Source organism: Bariatricus sp. HCP28S3_A4 (genome assembly GCF_052066395.1).
GTDB lineage: Bacteria > Bacillota > Clostridia > Lachnospirales > Lachnospiraceae > Allocoprococcus.
In genome coordinates, this window is record NZ_JBQHSE010000117.1 from 1 (window position 1) to 310 (window position 310).

The following is a 310-nucleotide window of genomic DNA, read 5'->3' on the forward strand; positions in this document are numbered from 1 at the left end:
GAGTCATGCGACTCCGTGGTCTTATGCGGTATTAGCAGTCATTTCTAACTGTTATCCCCCTGTATGAGGCAGGTTACCCACGCGTTACTCACCCGTCCGCCACTCAGTCACTATTACCATCATCCGAAGAATCGAGTAAAAGTGCTTCGTTCGACTTGCATGTGTTAGGCACGCCGCCAGCGTTCATCCTGAGCCAGGATCAAACTCTCGTTATAAAGTGTTTGTATCCAGTCCAGAATCGCTTGGCAATTCTGTTCCTTCTTACTGTTTTTAGGTTTGTTAAATCTGTCGATTCAACCGTTCTTGAAAA

At 46.1% G+C, this 310-nt stretch carries 1 rRNA gene; it reads right to left on the minus strand.

Annotation, left to right across the window (positions count from 1 at the left end):
• Positions 1 to 215 (minus strand): 16S ribosomal RNA (locus ACTNBF_RS16615); the annotation flags it as partial.
• Between the last annotated feature and the right edge of the window lie 95 nt (positions 216 to 310).